This is a genomic window from Weeksella sp. HMSC059D05 (assembly GCF_001809725.1).
Taxonomy (GTDB): domain Bacteria; phylum Bacteroidota; class Bacteroidia; order Flavobacteriales; family Weeksellaceae; genus Weeksella; species Weeksella virosa.
The window spans coordinates 125580-142964 of sequence record NZ_KV798548.1 but is presented as its reverse complement, the minus strand read 5'-3'; the positions used below and the strand labels follow the sequence as shown (position 1 = coordinate 142964).

At 34.9% G+C, this 17385-nt stretch carries 14 protein-coding genes and 1 pseudogene; 8 read left to right on the top strand and 7 right to left on the bottom strand.

Translation table 11 applies throughout. The features are described 5' to 3' along the window. Positions 1-5: 5 nt before the first annotated feature. Positions 6-1343, top strand: coding sequence for a hypothetical protein (locus HMPREF2660_RS08850; protein WP_070486805.1), 1338 nt, complete (start codon positions 6-8; stop codon positions 1341-1343). Positions 1344-1446: 103 nt separating this feature from the next. On the opposite strand, the pseudogene HMPREF2660_RS08845 reads toward HMPREF2660_RS08850, so the two are convergent. From HMPREF2660_RS08845 to HMPREF2660_RS08835, 3 genes and pseudogenes are all read right to left on the bottom strand, one after another. Continuing rightward, positions 1447-1998, bottom strand: a pseudogene (locus HMPREF2660_RS08845) (acyl-CoA thioesterase). Further along, positions 1991-3499, bottom strand: coding sequence for a GH3 auxin-responsive promoter family protein (locus HMPREF2660_RS08840; protein ID WP_070486804.1), 1509 nt, complete (start codon positions 3497-3499; stop codon positions 1991-1993). The pseudogene HMPREF2660_RS08845 and the gene HMPREF2660_RS08840 overlap by 8 nt, the downstream one beginning before the upstream one ends. Next, positions 3496-4278, bottom strand: coding sequence for a M23 family metallopeptidase (locus HMPREF2660_RS08835; RefSeq protein ID WP_070486801.1), 783 nt, complete (start codon positions 4276-4278; stop codon positions 3496-3498). Before HMPREF2660_RS08835 ends, HMPREF2660_RS08840 begins: the two co-directional genes overlap by 4 nt. 101 nt (positions 4279-4379) lie before the next feature. Here HMPREF2660_RS08835 and HMPREF2660_RS08830 point away from each other — a divergent pair, with 101 nt between their 5' ends. After that, positions 4380-6779 (top strand): type IX secretion system periplasmic lipoprotein PorW/SprE, encoded by a 2400-nt coding sequence (locus HMPREF2660_RS08830; protein ID WP_141743584.1) that lies wholly within the window; start codon positions 4380-4382, stop codon positions 6777-6779. A 40-nt stretch (positions 6780-6819) separates the two neighbouring features. Here the strand turns inward: HMPREF2660_RS08830 and def are convergent, their stop codons facing one another. Continuing rightward, the gene (def, locus tag HMPREF2660_RS08825; RefSeq protein WP_070486798.1) at positions 6820-7491 is read right to left on the bottom strand and encodes a peptide deformylase; all 672 of its coding nucleotides are present in this window, start codon (positions 7489-7491) and stop codon (positions 6820-6822) included. After that, complete coding sequence (locus HMPREF2660_RS08820) at positions 7488-7898, bottom strand: DoxX family protein (RefSeq protein WP_070486797.1); 411 nt, start codon at positions 7896-7898, stop codon at positions 7488-7490. Before HMPREF2660_RS08820 ends, def begins: the two co-directional genes overlap by 4 nt. A 106-nt stretch (positions 7899-8004) precedes the next feature. On the opposite strand from HMPREF2660_RS08820, the gene HMPREF2660_RS08815 reads away from it, so the two are divergent. The 6 genes from HMPREF2660_RS08815 to HMPREF2660_RS08790 all read left to right on the top strand — a co-directional run bounded on the left by HMPREF2660_RS08815 (position 8005) and on the right by HMPREF2660_RS08790 (position 14549). Continuing rightward, positions 8005-8820 (top strand): hypothetical protein, encoded by an 816-nt coding sequence (locus HMPREF2660_RS08815; protein ID WP_070486795.1) that lies wholly within the window; start codon positions 8005-8007, stop codon positions 8818-8820. A 115-nt stretch (positions 8821-8935) separates the two neighbouring features. After that, a complete protein-coding gene (locus HMPREF2660_RS08810) occupies positions 8936-9313 on the top strand; it encodes a hypothetical protein (protein ID WP_013598836.1) in 378 nt (125 codons plus the stop codon). Between the two features lie 149 nt (positions 9314-9462). Continuing rightward, on the top strand, positions 9463-10839 hold the full coding sequence (ffh, locus tag HMPREF2660_RS08805) for a signal recognition particle protein (RefSeq protein WP_013598837.1): 1377 nt from the start codon (positions 9463-9465) through the stop codon (positions 10837-10839). A 107-nt stretch (positions 10840-10946) separates the two neighbouring features. Further along, positions 10947-11357, top strand: a complete 411-nt coding sequence (locus HMPREF2660_RS08800; RefSeq protein WP_013598838.1) for a PH domain-containing protein — start codon at positions 10947-10949, stop codon at positions 11355-11357. An 89-nt stretch (positions 11358-11446) separates the two neighbouring features. After that, on the top strand, positions 11447-12166 hold the full coding sequence (locus HMPREF2660_RS08795; protein ID WP_070486793.1) for an AAA family ATPase: 720 nt from the start codon (positions 11447-11449) through the stop codon (positions 12164-12166). Positions 12167-12302: 136 nt separating this feature from the next. Further along, the gene (locus HMPREF2660_RS08790; protein WP_013598840.1) at positions 12303-14549 is read left to right on the top strand and encodes a RelA/SpoT family protein; all 2247 of its coding nucleotides are present in this window, start codon (positions 12303-12305) and stop codon (positions 14547-14549) included. 49 nt (positions 14550-14598) lie between these two features. Here HMPREF2660_RS08790 and HMPREF2660_RS08785 read toward each other — a convergent pair whose 3' ends face one another. Both HMPREF2660_RS08785 and HMPREF2660_RS08780 read right to left on the bottom strand, forming a co-directional pair. Next, positions 14599-16206 carry a S8 family serine peptidase gene (locus HMPREF2660_RS08785; protein ID WP_070486792.1) on the bottom strand — a complete coding sequence of 536 codons (1608 nt, stop codon included), beginning with the start codon at positions 16204-16206 and terminating at the stop codon, positions 14599-14601. Positions 16207-16289: 83 nt separating this feature from the next. Then, complete coding sequence (locus tag HMPREF2660_RS08780; protein ID WP_013598842.1) at positions 16290-17210, bottom strand: N-acetylmuramoyl-L-alanine amidase; 921 nt, start codon at positions 17208-17210, stop codon at positions 16290-16292. Between the last annotated feature and the right edge of the window lie 175 nt (positions 17211-17385).

Below are 17385 nucleotides of genomic sequence, written 5' to 3'. Positions count from 1 at the left end.
TAATCATGCAATATACTTTTTCCAATCGATTAAAAATGGCTTCACTAATCATGTTAGTAGTAGGAGTCGTATTATATGCAATTGGATTCTTTATCTTTAAAGGACACATGAACAATTCTGAGGCTTATATCACAGAATTAATGCATGCAAATCCTTCACATTTCTATGGTGATTATATCAGTGATCAGTTTTTAGAACTGAACCCCGATCATCAAAGTCATATGGAACATTTGCAAAATTTATTAAGCAACCGTCCATGGGCAGCGTTCTATGTACCAGCATATTATGCATTCGGTATCGCTGCAACAGCACTTTTCTTTTTGTGCGTTCAATTCGTTGGACAAGCAGGTTGGTCTATGGTAGTAACTCGTGTAATGGAAGGAATCGCTTCTTACTTACCAATTGGTTCTTTGATTTTAGGAATCTTTGTTATTCTATCTGCAATGCAAATGAATCATTTATTTCACTGGATGGTTCCAGAACTGATTGATCCAAATGATCCACAATATGATATCTATATCGCAAACAAAGCAAAATTGTGGTTAAACGTTCCCTTCTGGACAATCCGTTGCTTAATTTATTTAGCTGTTCTCTCTTTGTTTGTATACATTATCAAAGGAGCAACAAGAAAATTAGATGAATACAAAGGTGACATCACTTATTACAATAAGTTATATACCAAAGCGGTTTTAGGAATTGTGTGTTTCGCACTTTTCTCAGCAGCGTATGCATGGGACTTTGTAATGTCACTAGACCCACACTGGTATTCTTCTTTATTTATGTGGTACGGAATGGTAAGTCATTTGGTAGCATCTGTTTCTGTCATGGCAATCATTTCTATCTACCTGAAAAAGAAAGGAGCATTACGTTTATTCAATGATAACCACCAACACGATTTAGCTAAATTTATGTTTGGTTTCTCATTACTGTGGTCATACTTATGGTTCTGTCAATTCATGTTACAGTGGTATTCTAACGTGCCAGAAGAAGTTCAATACTTCCAACAACGTATGGCACAATATCCACTATATTTCTGGATGTTATTGGCTAATCTAGTTTTACCATTCGTAATCATGGTAAGCTCTAGCATCAAGCGACGATCACAAGTAGTTTTCGTAGTGGCTATTCTGATTGTTGTAGGACACTACTGGGATTTTTATAACCAAATAATGCCTGCAGCTGTTGGACCATTCCACAACTTCGGATTTATGGAAATCGGTGCATTAGTTGGTTTCACAGGATTATTTATATTCATAGTAATGAATGCCATCTCTAAACTCAACTTAGAAGCAACTGGACACCCTTATTTCCACGAATCAAAAATTTATGAATATCCATTCTAAGAGAATCGATAAAATTTAAAAATCTCAGTCTATAAAGGCTGAGATTTTTTTTATTGATGAATTTTACAGTTTTATACGATAAACTAAACTGTAATAAATTTTTTTATTTATCTAAGGCTAAAACAACACGATAATTTTCCTCCAAAAAAGTTAAATCACTCAAATCCTTATGTTTGAAAGCTTTACTATCTTTTAATAAAGAATTTCGGTTTTCTATTCTCTGTATTGCACTATAAAATCGACGAACTTCTTCTTTATTACACAGCATCAATTTCGTAACCGTAACATTTTCACCTGCTTCGTTCTTAGAAATCATTGTAAAATAACTCGAATTACAATGCTTGATTTCTCCTGTTTGGATATTCTAACTTTCTACGCGAATACCAACCACAACAGATGTTTTACCGACATAGTTTACCGAAGCCTTCATTGTTAATAGATTACCAACTTCTACTGGATTTAGAAAATCTACTCGGTCTGTTGAAGCCGTTACACAATAGGTTTCGGTAAATTTAGACGCACAGGCAAATGCAATTTGGTCTAGCAATGATAAGATGTATCCGCCATGTATCTTTCTTCTAAAATTAGCATATGATGGTAACATAAGTTGTGTCATCGTTACCTTAGAACTACTCACTGTTTTTATTTTATTCATAAGGTTTTTCGATTAAGTCTAATTGATAAAATTTATCTGCAATCAAGCGATCATTGGCTAAGCGCGGAACTTTATTTTGTCCGCCCAACTTTCCCAAAGACTTCATATAATTCTGAAATCCATGCTTTTTTACCAAAGAAATTTTCAATGGTCGTAAAACATTTCCGTTAATCAAATCTTGATAATAAACATTTAATAGACACATTTGTCTGTCCAGTTCTTTTTCGAATTCTTCTATACATGTAGGGTTTTCACCAAATTCGATCAACCATTCATGGTAAGGTAAGCCAACGTTCGGGTTTACCTGTGGTGCTACACTAAACTCTATAATCGATGCAGGAAACTTTTGTAAAGTAGCTTGCAATGCGGTTTCTACCTCGTGGGCTATTACATGCTCACCAAAGGCAGAAGTAAAATGTTTTATTCGTCCGCTCACAATTATTTTATAAGGTTTGATAGAAGTAAAACGAACCGTGTCTCCAATATTATACGCCCACAAACCTGCTGTGCTACTCAAAATCAAAACATAATCTTTGTTCAGCTCTACAGATTCTAAAGAGATTCTAGTAGGATTATCTTGATGAAATTCTTCAGCAGGAATAAATTCATAAAAAATTCCATTGTCTAATAGCAATAATAATTCTTCTGATTTTTGTGAGTCTTGATACGCAAAAAAACCTTCAGAAGCAGGATAAGTTTGTATACATGGTAAAGATTTCCCGAGCAAAGCATTCATTTTATCGCGATAGGGATCATAATTTACACCACCGGTTACCAGGAGCTGTAGATGCGGGAAAAGTTCCTTTACAGTTTTAGAGTCTGTTTGTTGCAAAAGCTTTTCGAAATACATAATCATCCATGGCGGAATTCCACTAATCAATGTCATGTTTTCATGTTGCGTTTCGTCAACAATAGCATCAACTTTTTCTTCCCAATCCTCTATACAATTGGTATCCCAAGATGGCATGCGGTTTTTTTGTAGATAATCAGGAACAAAATGAGCTACAATACCCGAAAGACGTCCTGTCTGAATCCCATTTTTTTTTGTCAATTCTGGGTTTCCTTGTAAAAAAATCATTTTTCCGTTTAAGAAACTCGCATTGCCAGACTCGTAAATATAAGCCAATAAAGCATTACGAGCAGATTTTATATGAGTAGGAATAGATTCTTTGGTCAACGGGATAGCTTTTGCGCCCGAAGTTGTACCCGAAGTTTTTGCTAAATATAGCGGTTTACCTGGCCAAGTTACGTTTTCTTCACCATCGATAATCGCATCAAAATAATTTTTTAAACCCTCATAATCACGTACCGGCACTCTTGCTTTGAAATCCTCGTACGATTGGATTGAAGCAAAATCATGATTTTTACCAAATCGAGTATTCTGGGCAGTTTTAAGCAAATAATGAAATGTTTTATCTTGCGTTTCTATCGGATGATTAATCCATTTCTGATTTTGATAGTGAACGTATTTTGCAAAAATTTTTGCTAAGAATGCCTTCATGTGTTCGTCGACTTTTTAAAGTTGATATATAGTTCGGGATTAACAGCTTTCCCATTATGCCAAATCTCTAAATGTAAATGTGGACCGGTCGTAAATTCGCCAGTATTACCTACAGAACTAATCGTTTCGCCTTGTGTAACTTTGTCACCGATTTTTTTATACACATCTAGATTGTGCTTGTAAATTGACAAAAAATCATTGGTATGATCCACTACAATCACAAAACCTGTTTCGGGAGTCCAATCGGTGAAAATAACATATCCGTCTGCAATTGCTTTTACAGGATCACCAGTTCTAGAAACCAAATCCAAAGCCAAATGTTTTTCATCTGCGTTGTAGGTATTGCTTATATAACCATCGAGAGGTGAAATGAATATCGGTTTTTTCTTTATATTTTCTGCCGAAATATTTTCATTTTCTTTCTTTATATCTAAAATAATTGGTAGAATAGGAGTTTGTTTAAAAGGTTGAATATTAGAATAATAAGTTTTTTGAGCCAATAAGTCTCGGTTGTATAATTCGAGATTTTTAACGGTTTTTTCGATAGATTTTATTTTCTTGTTTTGGTTATTGATTATCGAATCTTGTTGATCGAGTAGAGCATTTTTAGAATGAATTTTTTGCAGATAAGTGAAATTGTAGTAAAGAGAAAACAACAATCCTAACAACAACAAAACCAATGACCAATAGAACCTACGAATGATTCTCGGTGATTTATTTGCTATTGTAGTTGATTTGTAATGAGTTACGTTTGTTGTGTATTTTTGTTTATCGGTCATAGATTCTTATACAAATATCATAAATGTTTGTCGAAATAAATACTTCAGACAAGATTTTTTCAATTCTATCGTTTTTTAGTAGATTTGCTTTTATTGGTCGTATGAAAAAAATTATACTAAGTTTATCTGTGGTGCTCAGTTTGGGAAGTTGTTCTACCCAAAAAAACACCTTTCAGAACAGAACTTATCATAAAACAACTGCTTGGTTCAATGCACTTTACAATGCAGAGCAAGAATTGGATAAAGTAAAAGAAGAACAACTTAACGAATATCAGTACAATTGGGGGGAGATTTTACCCGTAGATCCTGTTAATGAAATTAGGTACACAAAATCTCAGGCTCCCAATATCAATCAAATTAGTCGTCCTGGGCAAAAAGAAAAATTTGTAACGCCTACAGGTTTGGATGCAGTAGAAACAAAAGCCCAACGAGTTATCGAAAAACATTCGATGTATATAGACGGTAAAGAAGAAAATCAATTGATCGGTAGAGCCTATTTATTGATGGGGAAAGCGAGATATTATAAGAAAGAATATTTCGATGCGTTGGATGCTTTAAACTTCATCAAATCACAATTACCAAACTCTAAATATGCAGAAGAAGCACAAATTTTTATAACACTTTCCGAACTGAAAGGAGGTAATTTTTACGATGGCCGAGAAAAGCTAGCCGAGATGTATGAGCAAGGTATGAGCAAAAGAAACTTGCAATTAGAAGTAGCAAAAAACTTTGGACAATACCTCATAGATACACAAAAATATGAACTAGCAACTGAAGTTTTGACGCATGCTGAATCTTTATCGAAAAATAAAACAGAGCGTGCAAGACTAAATTTTATATTAGGACAACTGTACGCAAAGTTAGATGATCGACAAGAACAATCAGAAGCCCATTTTACAAAGGCATATGAGCTAAAACCTGGTTACGATATGGAGGTGAAGGCACAAATTGCCATGGCCATAAACTTCCAAAAAGAAAAAAACGATTACGAAACATATAAAAATCATTTAGAATCGATTTCTAGTAAAGGCGTTTATAAAAAACGAAAAAATGAGTTAGATTATGCCATTGGTAAATTAGCAATTCTAGCAGGAAATCTTACCGATGCAGAAACCTACCTGAAAAGTAGTTTAAAAGAAAAAGAAATTTCCGATCCATACATCCGTGGTAAAGCCTACGAAGCTTATGCAGACTTAGAATTTGATCGCGGAAATTACTTATATGCAACTGTTTATTACGATAGTGCGGTGACAGCAATTACACACGAAAAAGAAATCAATAGAATAAATCTTCGTAATGATGCATTGAAGAAGTTGATGGAAAAACATTATTTGGTACAGAAAAATGATAGCATTTTACGAATTGCTCAAATGTCGAAAACTGAGCAAGAAAAATATTTTCAGAACTATATCGATACCTTGAAAATAAAAGAAGAGCGTCAACGAATAGAAGAAGAAAAGCAAATGGCTTTGGCTAATTCTTCGCCATCGGTCGATTTTCAGTTAGGAGGAACTATAAAAAACTTTAACTCTACTAGTAGCGGTGGAAGTAAATTTTATTTCTACAATCAAGGACTGAAAAGTGATGGCGTTTTAGAATTTCAGCGAGTATGGGGAAATCAATCCCTACGTGATAATTGGCGTTTTTCTACCGGAGGAACATCTGCTCTAGAAAAAAGAGAACTAGAATTAACCGGAAAACTGGAAGAAGGAAATCCGCGTAGATTTGATTTGGATTTCTATCTTGAGAAAATCCCGACTCAACCCAAAGTGATCCAGAACCTGAAAATCGAAAGAGACACCACCGAACTTTCATTAGGTATAGGTTATTATGATCAATTCTCCAACGAGCGATTGGCGATTTCTACCTTAGAGCATCTGATAAGTACACCACCCAAAAATATCGATATCAAAGCCAATGCAATTTATCAGATGTACAGAATTACCAAAGCAGAAAACGATCCTTCTATGGAGAAGTATAAAAATCAAATCTTGACCGAATTTCCTAATACTTTGTATGCAGGCTATATCAATAACCCAATGGAGGATTATCTTACTCCCGAAACCAAAGAAGCTTTAGCAGACTATGAAGCTGCTTACTCTCTCTATAAAGAAGGGAAGTATGAGGATACTAAAACAAAAGTAAGACAAGCAATAGAGCAATATCCTACCCAAACGTTGATTGCGAAGTTTGCATTATTAAACGCTTTTGCAGTTGGTAAAACCGAATCTCTAGAACAGTTTAGAGGCGCACTCGAAGTAATAACGATAGCGTATGATGGTACGCAAGAGGCAAAAAAAGCCAAAGAATTATTGATGAAATTAGATGCTACTAAAAATAAAACAAACGCTGCTGAAGAAACTAAAAAAGAGGTAGATCGAGCAGCCGATGTTTTGATGCCAACAGAAAAAAAAGAGTCTACGACACCCCAAAGAAATAGGACAGGAATTACTGGTCCTGGATCTATAGATGAGGAAGATACGAAGCCAGTAGTAAAATAAAATTAAGATACTAAGTTTGTGAATAAAAAAAGCTTCAGAATTATTCTGAAGCTTTTTTGTATAATAAATTTTGTTCGGCTCCTGCTTTTGTGTAGGTTGTTTTCTCTTGTTCTTGTAGGCGATCAGTAAAGAGAACTCCATTAAGATGATCGACTTCATGCTGTGCTATAACTGCAGTAAAACCTTCGATAACTTCATCATGAAATTGTCCATCTAAATCATAAAATTCTATTCGTATTGCATAGCTTCTCACCACATTCCCTATCGTGTCTGGAATCGATAAACAGCCTTCTCTGCCATTTTGTAGAAGAGAAGAATACCAAGTGATTTTTGGATTGATGAAAAATTGGAACGGTTGATCTTTCTGATCAAAGCGTTGTATCCATACAGCATTACGATTGATGCCAATTTGTGGTGCTGCAATGCCAACTCCACGAGTTTCTTCGTCGAGAACTGTGGCTAGCATCCGATCGGCTAATTTTTTCACAGAAGAATCTGTAGGATCAAGGTCGATGCTTTTAGTACGAAGTATTCTAAAATCGTCTCGACTAGTTGTCAAAAGAACTCTAAATTTATGAAGGTGATTTTTTTCATTAATCAAGGTTAACTCATTTTTTGTAAAAGGTTTACTTTGGGGCATTGCAGAATTATTTTGTGCAAATAACAAACTTTGTATAAGAAATACGCCCAAAAAAAGAATATTTTTTGTCATTTTCTGTATATTTTATAATCCAATGAAAATTTACCAGGGCCAGTGATCATCAAAACTATGTAAACTATTAAGTAAATAATTGTTAATTCTTTTGTAGCTAAATCATGGTGTAGATGAACCATGAAAATGGCAATAAACATAGTGACAATTAATGGGATAAGAACTGCTCTTGTCCACAAACCAAGAATCAATAAAATAGAACAGACCACCTCGGCTAATATAGCTAAGATTATGGATAATTCTAGACCGATACCAAGAGGATCTGGAAATTGTAAGGGGGCAAGATCAAAAAAGTTGAGCAACTTTGTTACTCCGTGTGTCAACATCAGTAAACTAACAGAAACGCGTAAAAAGAGTAAAGCATAATTGGTTTTGGTGTCGAGTTTACCGACATGAAATAATTTCATTTCTATAAATTTTTTTTAGAAAAACATCATCAAAATTAATCTTTTTCTTTTAAACTATAAGAACTTGTGTAAGTTTACGTTCAGATAAAATAGAAAAATAAATAGTATGAAAAATATCATCGGTTTCGTTGCATGTATCTTGCTAGGAGTTGTCAATGCTCAAGAAACGGATTGGGTAAGGCAAGATTTACGTGGGCGTGTGAAATCTGTAACAGAAGTAAAAACAAAAGCTATGATACGCGTAAATCATATCGAGAAGTATCAGCAAGAATATAATCGAGTGAGTGAGTTTCGGGAAGATGGTTTGTTGCAAGCAGAAAAATTTTTTGATGAAGAAAATCTGCCAACTTATACTGTAAATTATATTTATAACGAAACTAATCAACTAATACATAAAGATATCGATTCGTATAATCAGTTTCTGAAAATTGATGAAATTTATACGTATGAGGCTCATCAAACCAAAATAACCGTCACAGAAAATGAGGTGGCTGTGCAAGAAAGAATTCAAGAGTTTGATGCTTATAAGAATCTGCTAAGCGAAAAAATGCGAAGCTTAGAGGAAGAAGGAATCTTTGTAAACGAAGAAAATAAATACAACGAACAAAATCAACTCACCAGTAAGCGAGTAAACTATGATCATGGAGAATACGAAATACGTTACTCGTATAATGCAAAGGGTTTACTGACAAAAGAAGAGGTTTTAGTAAATGGAGAGGTATCTACTACAAAAATGCGGCAATATAACGAGCAGAATGATTTGATTGCCGAAAAACAGTTCGATCAATCGATGAAACTAAATTATAGTGTAGAAATAAAGTATGCGTACGATCAACATAACAACTGGATTACGAGAACACAATACCACCATAAATTAGACGCACCGATTAGCAATACAACTCGTCAGATTGTTTATTATTAATCTAAACTGATTAAATTCTTTCGTAAAATATCTTAAAACCAAAAAAAAATAGACAAATCAAGTAGTGTGGCAAAATGTTTGTTTAATGATAAATAGAACTTTAAAAAAAAAGAATATGAAAAATGTATTAAAATTTTTAGGTATTTTCATTTTTACCTTATTTATCGTTACTGCTTGTTCGGATGATGATGACCCAGCTGACAATGATATTTTCGCTGGAACGTACAAAGGAAAAGTTACGTATATAAGCAAAGGAGAAACTATAACAAAAGATGATGGTTCTGTATTTGTAACCAAATTAAGTGGAGATACTTACAACTTTAAATTCTCTGATAAAATCCCAAGCTTAAACGGAATTAAAATGAAAAAAGGAGAAAACAATACTTTGATTTTAGAAGATGGGGCATTGGGAGCAATATCTATCTCGGCAGGTAAATTAAACATCAATTATACAAAAGATGGGCAATATTGGTCTGCTAATGCAACCCGATAATTGAAGATATGTTTTTTAGAAATAAAATAGAAATAAAGAAACCTTCTGCTTCTTGTAGGAGGTTTTTTTTTTATGACAAACTATCAATTACAAGTTATGATTCACGACAAATCATTATCTTTGTCTAAGCTATTGATAAAAAGTAGAAAATGTTTCAGAATCTTCAAGATAAATTAGATAAAGCACTACATACCCTAAAAGGGAAAGGACAAATTACAGAAATTAATGTTGCAGAAACAGTAAAAGAGGTGAGAAGAGCCTTGGTTGATGCCGACGTAAGCTATAAAGTAGCCAAAGAATTTACCGATACCGTTCGTAAAAATGCCATCGGAGAAAACGTGTTAACGTCGTTGAATCCCAGTCAATTAATGGTCAAAATCGTTCATGATGAATTGGTGAAGTTAATGGGAGGTGAACATAGCGAGTTAACTATAAGTGCCAATCCTACCATTATTCTAATTGCCGGTTTACAAGGTTCAGGAAAAACAACTTTTTCTGGTAAGTTAGCCAACTACTTAAAAACGAAGAAGAATAAAAAACCATTACTTGTTGCTGGTGATGTTTACCGTCCGGCGGCAATCAACCAGTTGAAAGTTTTAGGAGAGCAGATTGGCGTAGAGGTATATGCCGAAGAAGAAAATAAAAATCCGGTAGAGATTGCAGAAAAAGCAATTGCCTATGCAAAACAAAACGGAAACAATGTCATCATACTCGATACGGCTGGTCGCTTGGCTGTGGATCAGGAAATGATGGATGAAATCCGTCGAGTTCACGCTGCAACAAATCCTACCGAAACCCTTTTCGTGGTCGATTCTATGACCGGTCAAGATGCGGTGAATACAGCAAGAGCTTTCAACGATGTGTTGGATTATAGTGGTGTTGTGTTGACTAAATTAGACGGTGATACGCGTGGTGGTGCTGCATTGACCATCAAAACTGTGGTAGATAAACCCATCAAATTTATTTCTACCGGAGAAAAAATGGAAGCCCTAGATTTGTTCTACCCAAGTCGTATGGCCGATCGTATTTTGGGCATGGGTGACGTGGTTTCGCTAGTAGAAAGAGCGCAAGAACAGTTTGATGAAGAAGAGGCAAGACGTCTACAAAAGAAAATTGCAAAGAATAATTTCGATTTTGATGATTTCCTAAAGCAGATTCAGCAAATCAAGAGAATGGGGAACATGAAAGATTTAGTTGGGATGATTCCTGGAGCAGGAAAAGCCTTAAAAGATGTCGAAATTAATGATGACGCATTCAAAGGAGTAGAAGCAATTATTCATTCGATGACTCCACAAGAAAGGAAAAACCCAAAAATAATCGATAATTCGAGAAAAAATAGAATAGCAAAAGGCTCAGGAACCTCCATACAAGAAGTTAATCAATTACTAAAACAATTCTCTGAAATGGGAAAAATGATGAAATTCATTAACTCTTCTCAAGGTAAACGTATGATGGAAATGATGTCGAAAAACATGCCTGCCGATGGTTCTTTACCAAAAATGCCAGGTGGTTTCCCGAAATTTTAACATAAATTTTCACCATCCTTCTAAGACAATGAACACACCAAAAAGGACAGAAGCATTTGCGTTTGCTGTCCTTTTTTTGTACCTTTTCTTATAGCAAATCATCGTAAATGAAGATCTATCACTCGAAACTAAGTCCGGCAATTCTTTTTCTCATTGTACTTGTTTTTGCTATTAGCATTTTCGCAGCTATGAACAGTCATGCCAGTGTTTTGTCTATTTCTTTCGGTGTTGTTCTTCCGATAATTCTAATATTCGTTGTGCTAACGACCATTACCTATACTGTGAAAGAAGGCGAATTACAAGTGCGAGTTGCTGGTTTTTTGTATAGAAGAATACCAGTAAGAACCATCAGAAAAATAGAAAAAACAAGAACCATCCTTAGTGCTCCCGCAGCTTCTCTCGATCGGATAATTCTTTACTATAATCGGTGGGATGAAATTGTTTTATCGCCCAAAGATAAAGAACAATTTATTGCAGATTTGCAAGAAGAAAATCCTTCTATAGAAGTCAATTTGTAGAATTGCATCTCGGTTTTTTGATAATTATTCTGTAGGAAAGTAGTTTTTTGGTTCGTAAGCGCTTATTTTTGTAAAATCAATAAAACAGTATGCAGATTTATGATTTGATTATATCTCAGGACGAAGCTATATCGCTCGATGATGTATTCATTGAAGAAGAATACCGAGAGAAAATACAGCGCTTTGTGAAAGAACATTCTTATCGAGAAAAATTAATAGAATTAGGTTTAGAAGTCGATCACAAGATTATGCTCTACGGAGCATCGGGTTGTGGAAAAACAATGACGGCAAAAGCCATCGGTAATGCGTTGTGTAAAAAAGTTTTGATTCTAAATCTAAGTAATATTGTCTGTGCTCGTATCGGAGAAACCTCTCAAAATCTCAAACAAATATTCGACAAAGCAAAAAGAGAAAAAGCCATATTGTTTCTTGATGAGTTTGATTTACTTGGGAAATCTAGAACTTATGATGATCAAGATGTCGGAGAAATGAAACGTTTGGTCAACGTCATTATACAACAAATAGACTTATTGAGTTCGGACGTAATTCTGATATGCGCCACAAACCATGCAGAAATGATAGATACGGCTCTTTGGCGTAGATTTCAATTGAGGATTCCGTACCAGTTGCCCGACCGCGAAGCGTTGGATGATTACTACCAATCGTTACGAAAATCTTTTCCTGTCGAACTTCCTACGTTCGATTTGCTTTTTTATGATATTTCTTACGCAGAAGCCAAAGATTATTGGCTAACCGAAGTAAAAAAACATTTAATTGCTGCTTGGGAAAAAGATAAAGAATATCTATAAAATTCATTGTATTTTTAAGAAGGAAATAAATTCTTTTTCTCTGAATCTTGATAAAAATATCGTTTGGATGATGAAGAAAAACTTTATCAACTCAATAGAATTTCCTAACTTTATTACTTAATACCGAAAACTATCTATGGCGGAACCTTTTGTAATAACGGAAGAACAACTCGAAAAAGAAAACGTAGAGATTGCACGTCTCTATAAAGAAATGCTCAAAAATACGTATATCACCTTATCAGACGAAGATAAAAAATTGATTCGTAGAGCGTTTGATTTAGCAGTAGATGCACACAAAGATCAACGTAGAAAAACAGGAGAACCTTATATCTATCATCCGATTGCAGTAGCAAAAATCGTTGCCGATGAAATTGGTTTGGGTGCAACTTCTATTGCCGCAGCTCTAATGCACGATGTTGTAGAAGATACCGATTATACATTAGAAGATATAGAAAAACTTTTTGGTAAGAAAATTGCCAAAATTATCGACGGTCTAACCAAAATTTCCGTTCTCAACAAACAAGAAGTTTCGATACAATCAGAAAATTATCGTAAGCTCTTGCTTACTTTATCAGAAGATGTCCGGGTAATCCTAATAAAAATTGCCGATCGCTTGCACAATATGCGTACACTCGACAGTATGCGAGAAGATAAACAACTAAAAATAGCATCTGAAACGGTTTTTATATATGCACCTCTGGCACACAGAATGGGTTTGTATAATATAAAATCTGAGTTAGAAGATCTGAGTTTACGCTATACCAAGCCCGAAGCATATTTCAGTATCGAGCAAAAAATGACCCAATCGAAAGAAGAACGCGAAGCGTATATCAAGAATTTTACTGATATCATTAGCGATAAATTACGCGAAGAAGGTTTAGAATTCGAAATCAAAGGTCGTTCTAAATCAATCAACTCGATTTATCGTAAAATGACCAATCAGAATATTACTTTCGAAGAGGTATTCGATCTTTTTGCAATTAGAATTATATACCGTTCAGATCGCAAGAATGAAAAGTTTATTGCCTGGAAAATCTACTCTATCGTGACGGATATCTTCACACCGAATCCTAAAAGAATGCGCGATTGGATTACCACTCCCAAATCTACCGGATACGAGTCTTTACACATAACGGTTATCGGACCTATGGCTCGTTGGGTAGAAGTACAAATCCGTTCAGAGAGAATGGATGAAATCGCAGAGAAAGGTATTGCGGCACATTATAAATACAAAGAAAATAAAGGAGCAGACGAAGATGATACTAATGTGGATCGCTGGATACGACAGGTGAGAGATATGCTCGATAACAATGATACACAAGATGCAATAGAGTTTATGGATAACTTCAAATTCAATCTCTATGCAAAAGAAATTTATGTGTTTACACCAAAAGGAGATTTATTTTCGTTGCCAAAAGGATCTTGTTCACTCGATTTTGCATATGCCATTCACTCGAATATTGGCGACCATTGTTTGGGTGCAAAAGTTAACGGTAAGCTCTTTCCGCTAAGTCATCAATTACAAAGTGGAGATCAGGTAGAGATCATTACATCGGTTCAGCAAAAACCTAAAATGGAATGGTTAGACTATGTGATGACCAGTAAAGCACGCTCGAAAATTAAAGCTTCTTTGAACTCGGAAAAAAGAAAAATTTCGGAGGAAGGAAAAGAAATTTTGATACGAAAATTACGCCATCTAAAAGTTGATTTCAACGAAAGAACGCTCAATAAAATTCAAACATTTTTCAGACTAACCAATAGTCAAGACGTATTTTATAATGTTGCAACCGGGGTGATAAGTAATAAAGATCTGAAGCGATTTGTTGATTCGCAAACAGGTTTCACAGCTATGTGGAATAGAATAAGAAAAACAGCTATTCCATTGCCAATCAACTCGAAAGAAAATAAAACGAATGAACATGTAGAGTTAGATAGTTTGGTTTTTGGTCCGGATGAAGAGCATCTCGACTACGAATTATCGCAATGTTGTCATCCAATTCCTGGCGATAAAGTTTTTGGCTTTATTACGGTCGGAAATGGGATAAAAGTCCATAAATACGATTGTCCGAATGCAGTTTCTTTACAAGCAAACTATGCCTATCGCATTATCAAAGCAACGTGGATAGATTCTACAAAAAAAGATTTCAAAGCCATTCTCAATCTAGAAGGATTGGACCGTTCTGGGATGATTAGTGATATTACCTTGGTAATTTCTAAGAATAATTCCATCAATATGACCAATATAAATTTCTCTGAACAAGCTGGAGTTTTCCAAGGAATTATTTCTCTTCTAGTAAAAAATAAAGAACAATTAGAGCATGTAATTGATGAGCTAAAAAAAGTAGAAGGTGTGAAGCATGTCCATCGAACGTATAAAAAATAAAAAAAGTAGTCGGATTTTCGACTACTTTTTTTATTTACAAATAGGGTAATTAGTTTAGTTTTTTGGTTTTGTACATTTTCTCAGCCAATTGTACAGCTTTGTATGCATCAACAACCCCACCAGTTACCGAAAAGTCTGTTAACTGTTCTGATTTGTTTACAGAGTCTAGTATGATTTGTCGAATATCTTTCATTGATAGTTTTGGGTAATGAGCCCAAACCAAAGCAGCTACCCCTGCAACAGCAGGCGAAGCCATTGAGGTTCCACTGTTCGACTCGTATTTTCCTTCTCTGGTCGGTACAGTCGAATAAATATCAGATCCTGGGGCAAAAACATCAACTGATTTTTTTCCGTAATTAGAAAAGTCAGAACGTAAATTCATTGGGTTCATGGTAGAAGATCCTACCGTAATTACGTTGCTAGAAACCCTGTCACCTTTATCATTGAAGACGGTAGGATAATGAACTTCTTTGTCGATATCTACATTGTCATTACCAGCAGCTTTTATTAATAAAACACCTTTAGAGTCTGCATATTTGAAGGCATCCCAAACTTTTTCTTTATGAGGTGAATAGGATTTACCGAAAGACATATTCAAGATTTTTGCACCGTTGTCTACTGCGTAAAGAATAGCGTTAACGACATCTTTATCTCGCTCATCACCATTAGGTACCGTACGTACACTCATGATTTTTACATAACCATCTCCGGCAATTCCGTCTATCCCTATTCCATTATTTCGTTTGGCAGCAATTATACCAGAAACATGAGATCCGTGATTAGAATCAGGACCATCTACATCATTGTTACCGTAGTGTTTTTGTTTGATATCTGCATAATCATCCCCAACAACTTTTCGGAAATCCTCTTTTGTGTTGTAATGGTATTTTACTTGGTCCCCAAAATATTTTACAGCTCCTTCTAATTCTTTTGTCATTTCTTTAGCAAATTCACTCATGGTTTTATTCAACCAAACCTCTTCAGGAACCATTGCAAATAATTGCAAGAAATTTGCATTTTGGGGGTCTTTTGCGCTGAATTCTTGTAAGCTTTCTGCTGTCAATTTAGTATCCCCTAAAGCTTCTACAAGCTTATTAAGAGGAACTCTTAGATTCTCAAGGTAAGAAGAATATTCCGTTTCGTTTTGTTTTGCAGTAGCTAATTTTTTTTCATATTCTGCTTTTATTTTTTTGAAAGCTTCGTATTCTTCAGGATGTTTTTTGATGTTCTCATTGGCTTTAGGACCTTCGAAAAGTTTACGTTGCTCAATATATAAGCGTGTCAATTCCATCGTATCTCCATCAACATTGCCGTTCGGGCCACCAATAAAATTCCACCCATGTATATCGTCTATATAGCCGTTTTTGTCGTCATCTTTATTGTTTGCTGTTTCTTTAGCATTTACATAAATATTATCTTTGAGGTCTTCATGCGTAACTTCTACACCCGAATCCAAAACCCCCACAACAAGCGTTACAGGTTTTCTGTTTTTTGATTTAACGAAGTCTAATGCCTTTTGAGTATTTACTCCATAAACACCCGTTTCTTCTAAGCTTGCATGCTGCCATGCACGAGGATCAACTTCTGTTTTCGTTTGAGCAAAAGCTGATGTAGAAATAAATAAGGCCAAGCCTAAGCTTAAAAATAATTTTTTCATTAATTTATAGATTATGTATTTTTTATAATTATTAAGTTGCAAAATGCATGCAAAATGTTACAAGATTTCCAAGAAGATAGTAATTACTTCGAGTATTTATAGTTCAAGGCTTGTAATATTGCCCAAGTTTCTGCATCTAAAACGCCATCATATTTCTCTGGACGGAAATGGTACTGAAATGCTTGTATTACTTTTTTGGTCTGATCATCCCAAACCCCTGTAATGGCAATGTTGTAACCATACTTAGCCAAGTCATTCTGAAATTGTTGGATAAATGTAAACGAAGAAGTATCATAAGGATACTGATATAGGTAACCATTTTTGTCTGCATCATCATACCAGGCACCAACACCGTATTCTAGATACAAGCGTTTCCAAGGGAATTGCGGTCCTGGATCATGTTTTCTACCAGGAGCAACATCAGAGTGCCCAATAACATTGGTCGGTTCTATATTGTATCGGTCAACAATATCTTTTGTCAGAGCAGCCACTTTCCTGAACTGATATTCTGGATAAGGAACAAAATCAATTCCACCATATTTATTATCATTCGACTTGTTCACAATCTCAATTCCAATCGAACTGAAATTGATATTATCCAAGCCTTTCCACTTACTGACTCCTGCATGCCAAGCTCTTTTAGACTCATCAACCAGTGCAAAAATTTCATCATCAAAAGAATCTCCTACCACATAATGCGAACTCACTTGTCGTGTAGATAGTACTCGTAAAGACGGTTCTTGATCCATCGAGGTATAATGCAAAACTACATGTCGTATACGTTCATCTTGGCCAATAGAAGGAAAATAATTCGTGTTTATTTTATAGTCATCTAACTTAGCAAAGCGAGCAACCATTGGCTGTTCTGTCTTTTTATTGATGAAAACAGTATCTCGTATTACTTTGGTTACCGTTTTGGTTTGTACCTTATTTTTTTGAGTAGCACAAGAGCTTAAAAATAAAAATCCACTCAAGGATGCAAGAAGTATGTGTTTATAATTCATTTTATTAACAACTTATTTTATGAGATTAAAATCAAAAGTAATGCATTTATTTGATAAATTTTCTTAAAAGATTTGTAAAGATTGAAATCTCACTTTATATTTGCAACCGCTTTTAGAGCTAGATTTCTACTAAATTCTAAAAGTGTAGGAGAGGTGCCAGAGTGGTAATGGAGCA